This window comes from Candidatus Cloacimonadota bacterium (genome assembly GCA_011372345.1).
In the GTDB taxonomy this organism is placed as follows: domain Bacteria; phylum Cloacimonadota; class Cloacimonadia; order Cloacimonadales; family TCS61; genus DRTC01.
In genome coordinates this window covers 1-4,708 of record DRTC01000653.1, presented here as the reverse complement: position 1 = coordinate 4,708, position 4,708 = coordinate 1, and the positions used below count along the sequence as shown (strand labels likewise).

The 4,708-nt window shown below is 33.6% G+C and carries 5 protein-coding genes and 1 pseudogene; 4 read left to right on the top strand and 2 right to left on the bottom strand.

Annotated features, from left to right (window positions below):
- A partial coding sequence (locus ENL20_12585; GenBank protein ID HHE39389.1) for a DNA polymerase I occupies window positions 1-539 on the bottom strand: 539 nt, incomplete at its 3' end.
- Between the two features lie 187 nt (window positions 540-726).
- Here ENL20_12585 and ENL20_12580 point away from each other — a divergent pair.
- The 4 genes and pseudogenes from ENL20_12580 to ENL20_12565 all read left to right on the top strand — a co-directional run bounded on the left by ENL20_12580 (window position 727) and on the right by ENL20_12565 (window position 3,717).
- Window positions 727-1,200, top strand: a pseudogene (locus ENL20_12580) (DNA-binding protein).
- Between the two features lie 237 nt (window positions 1,201-1,437).
- A complete protein-coding gene (locus ENL20_12575) occupies window positions 1,438-2,136 on the top strand; it encodes a hypothetical protein (GenBank protein HHE39388.1) in 699 nt (232 codons plus the stop codon).
- 191 nt (window positions 2,137-2,327) lie between these two features.
- Window positions 2,328-3,182 (top strand): DUF3667 domain-containing protein, encoded by an 855-nt coding sequence (locus ENL20_12570; GenBank protein HHE39387.1) that lies wholly within the window; start codon window positions 2,328-2,330, stop codon window positions 3,180-3,182.
- A gap of 19 nt (window positions 3,183-3,201) precedes the next feature.
- Entirely contained in the window at window positions 3,202-3,717 is a 516-nt protein-coding gene (locus ENL20_12565) for an N-acetyltransferase (protein ID HHE39386.1), read from the top strand.
- Here ENL20_12565 and ENL20_12560 read toward each other — a convergent pair.
- Window positions 3,709-4,605, bottom strand: a complete 897-nt coding sequence (locus ENL20_12560; protein HHE39385.1) for an AEC family transporter — start codon at window positions 4,603-4,605, stop codon at window positions 3,709-3,711. The genes ENL20_12565 and ENL20_12560 overlap by 9 nt on opposite strands.
- Between the last annotated feature and the right edge of the window lie 103 nt (window positions 4,606-4,708).

The window sequence follows — 4,708 nt, the reverse complement described above, 5'->3', positions numbered from 1 at the left end:
CAAATAGCCAGATAATCCACAAACTGTTCCGGCTTCAAACCATATTTCTTGATAACATCTGCAGTTTTAGTAACCACTTCTTTGAAAGGATCGTAAAGCATCACCCGTTCATCGACAAGCTGCGCAAAATCCTTATCACCGGTCACGATGATGATCTCGAATCTGTCCTTATATTTTTCAGCAATCGTAGCCAGCGTGTCATCTGCTTCAAAACCTGCTTTCGAGATTTCCGGAATATTTATCAACCGGAAAAACTCTTTGATCGGTTCGACTTGAGCGTGCAGTTCATCCGGAGCAGGAGGACGATTTGCTTTGTAAGTTTCCGTGATCTCGTGCCGAAATGTTTTCTCCCTGCGGTCAAAAGAAATAGCGATATGTTCAGGATTGTAGCGGTCTATGAGTTTCAGAAAAGAACTGACAGTTCCGTAAATTGCACTCGTATTTTCGCCACGACTATTTCTTAACGGATTTTTGATAAAAGCGAAAAATGAACGGAAAATGATAGCTGTTCCGTCTATGAGGAAAAGTTTTTGAGACATCAGTACTCCTTTATTTTTACAACTAACAAGAACGAACAAGACGAACGAACTTGTTTTTTGTGTTTTATCTTGTTTGCACAACTTTATTTATTACGAGTTTAGTCAAGTTTGAGAAAAAATTATAGACAAAATTGAAGCCTTTTTTTCTGATTGTCTTGATGCTGGAAAGAGAGAATGGAAAAAAGATATGAAACCTAAAGTTTGTCTTGAAACAAGTATTCCAAGTTATCTAACTGCTTGGAGAAGTCCTGATTTGGTGATGGCTGCAAATCAGGAAACTACAAAATAATGGTGGGAAAATCGTTATCAATATGATCTGTTTGTTTCTGCTTTAGTCATTCAGGAAGCAGGTTCCAGAGATCCAAATGCAGCAAAAAGATGATTAGAGCAGTTAGAAAATATTCCGGAAATTGAGATAAATGAAGAAGTTGAAAATTTTGCTAATATTTTGATGCAAAAAGTTCCTCTACCAAAAAAAGCAAAACTCGATGCTTTGCATATTGCGGTAGCAACACTTGGTGGAATGGATTACTTACTAACCTGAAATTGTGCTCATATCGCAAATGCTGTTCTTCGACCGAAAGTGGAAAGAATATGTCGAGAATATGGTAACGAGCCGCCGACAATTTGCACTCCGCAAGAAATAAAGAGGTATTCCTAATGTGGAAAGACAAAATCGTAGAAGAAATCCGCAAATATCGTGATGAATATGCAAGTAAATTTAATTATGATCTGCACGCAATTTGCCAGGATTTAAGGAAAAAACAAAATACAGAAGGACGAAAAATTTATATGTTGCATCCAAGACCGGTAAAACAAATGAAATAATCAGTTTATGATGTAAAACTGATTCTTTAATTGTTCTTTAATTCTCACTATTTTGATGAAAGTAAAATAATTGTATTCACCAATTTTATCCATCCTGACCGCAATTTTCGAAATTGTCGTGGCAGTAATTGCTTTCAAATCTAAAGGAAGAAAATCGATCCGCTACACTTCTGCAGTTTTATTAATGCTATTAGCAAGTTATCAAATCCTGGAAATCGTGATCTGTTCAATTTCGCAAAATAATTTACTTTTATCTCAACTTGCTTTTATGGTGATCATCTGGCTTCCTCCAATTGGAATTCTGCTTATATCGTATCTATTTCCGATAAAGAAAAAACTCGTTTTCAGATATTCTCTCTTTCTTTTCGGTTTGTCTCTGTTAATGGTTTTCAGGATATTACTCGATCAGAATTTCGTTAACCAAACAGTTTGTTCTGTGGTCCTTGCCCGCTTTTCCAATCCAAAAATAATTTATATCGTTTACTCCGTATTATATCAATCAGGACTTTTAAGTATGCTGTTTTTATCCGCTTCCGGAGTGATAAACAGCAAAGACCATCTGCAAAGAAAATTGCTCGGACAAATCCTGCTCGGTTCGATGGCTTTTATTATTCCTGCTTTGATAACCGTTATCACTGTTCCTGTTACCAAGGGAGCATTACCATCGATAATGTGTCATTATGCACTTTTTTTTGCAATTTTTATCAGTAGGTTGATCTATCTGGAAAACAAATTTTTCCGCAAAATACCCGAAAAAATAGAAAAATAAATTTATTATGGATTGGGCTTGATTCGCAGCGAAGTATGAATCGAGAACTATCGTCATAAAAAGTTGATGAGTAATTTTAAGTTATCCCGAAAGATTTCGGGACAAGTCAGGTCTTGCTTGTTTTTTCTTCGTGTTCTTTGCGGTAAGCAAAAAGGGTTTGACGAAAATCACTAATTTTCTGTAATACATTTATGAATAAAAAAAATGATAAATGTCAAAGTTGTGGATACAATTTTTACGGGAAATACTGTTCAAATTGCGGAGAAAAGCAATTTAGTAGGGAAGACCTTTCTCTGAAAAAATCTTTTAAGAATTTTATTTTCTCAATTTCCAACATTGATTCCAATTTATTTAAAAGTCTGGTTCTTTTACTGAAAAAACCCGGATTTCTCACGAAGGAATACTTAAACGGAAAACGAACTTTGTATTTAAAACCTCTGCAACTTTTTCTGCTCATCAACCTTCTCTATTTCCTGATTCAACCTTTTACTATTGCTCAAGGATTCAATAATACGCTGAATTCTCAAATTCACCGACAGATTTACAGTTCGCTAACCAGAAAAATTATCGAAACCAAATTGCAAAATGCTGATACTTCTCAAAAACAGGAATATAATAATAGATATAATTCCAAATCGGAAACTTTTGCCAAATCCTTACTGCTTTTAATGGTTCCCTTTCTTGCTCTTTTGTTGAAACTTCTATATCTGAAATCCGGAAAATATTTTGTCGAACATCTGATCTTTTCCCTGCATTTTTTAGCATTCAATCTTCTGATTAATTTTATTGTTTTAATGCTGGTGGTAACCGTTTCTTTATATTTGTTAAATATTTTAGGATTGGGATTCATCATTAACGAATTACTATTGTTGCTCCTTTCTTCGACAATTTCCTTTATTTATCTCTATTCCGCTCTCAAAAGGGTTTACGCACAAAGTAAATTGGTAACAGTCATCAAAAGTTTCCTCATAACTTTCAGTTTGTTTCCTATCATTTTTATATATCGTTTCATTTTATTTTTTATAACTTATATTTTTGTTGGATGATTTCATGAGGATGTAATAGATGAATATATTGCTACAACCATTCAAGAAGGAAGATCTGGAAAAGATCGTCGAATGGCGGAACGACCCGAAAGTAAATAAATACCTCGCAAACAGGAATAAAACGCTTCCGGAAGTAATTGAGTGGTTTGAAAAATCTTTTAAGAAGCAGAATGATTTAATTTTCGGGATATTTATCTCAAATCAATTGATCGGTTATTGTGAAATTGAAAGTATCGATAAAAATCATAAAAAATGTGAAATGGGAATTATTATCGGAGAGCAAAACTATTGGGGAAAAGGTATCGCTGAATATATTATTAAGAAATTATTGAAAATCGTTTTTGAAGATTTGAAATTACATCGTTGTCTGGCAGTTATTGACAAAGGAAATATCGCTTCTTCCAAATGTTTTCGAGCAGCAGGTTTTAAGTATGAAGGGAAATTAAGGGATGCGACAATTGTCGATGAAAAATATTGTGATCTGCTGTTGTATTCGGTTTTGGAGGATGAATATAATAAAATGATTTTAAAATAATATGATCAAAACCGGAATATAAACAATCCCCGTTAAAATCGAAACTGAAACCAGATTAGCGGCAAATTCTTTATCAAGATTTTCCAGAGTTGAAAAGACAAGTGTATTATAACCGACCGGAGCTCCGCTGCAGATTATCACGATCGTTTTAATAACTCCCTGCAAATTTAGTATTGAAGCAAACACAAATCCTAAAAGTAATCCTATTCCGGTTCGGATAAAAAGAACAATTAGAAGTCTAGATAAATTTTTAATTCGTGGTGAAAAATAAATTCCGATAGAAAGCATTATGAGTGGAATTGTCAGCATTCCAATTTGATTCAGGAAGTTATTTGCGATTGTTGGAACAGGTATTTTTATAAGATTAAAGAGCAATCCGAAGATCAATCCCCAAATAGGAGGTAGGAAGAACAATTTCTGATAATTTATTTTTGTATTCTCTGCTTTTCCGTATTTCATCGCAATATAATAACCAAAAGTCAGGACAAGTAAGGCATTTCCAAAATCGAAGATGGCAACTGTTGCTACTCCTTTTTCTCCAAATGCAGAAAAAATGAAAGGTAACGAAAATCCTGTATTCATGATTATCGAGCCGAGAATAAAAGTTCCGAGAGTTTTTTGCGAAAGTTCGAGTTTTTTCCCGATAAAAGAAGTTATAAAATAAATGACAAAGAAAACAGTAAATGCGATGAATGGTAAATAAATAAACTTGATTGAGAGCCAAATTTGTGAAACCGAATGAAAAACCAATGCCGGCATAGAAACATAAAAGATGAATTTCAGGAAAATATCGGCAGTTTCTTTACCGAATAGTTTTATTCTTTTCAGGAAATATCCTAAAAAGAAGATGAGAATGATGGGGATGATTTTGATGAGGAAATCCGGCATATTTTTCTTCTCTTTCCTTTTTTTTACAAGATTATTTCCTCTAAAATCAGGTCAATGCAAATTATTAATAAAAATCTTTACAATTCTATTGGATATTGAGTTT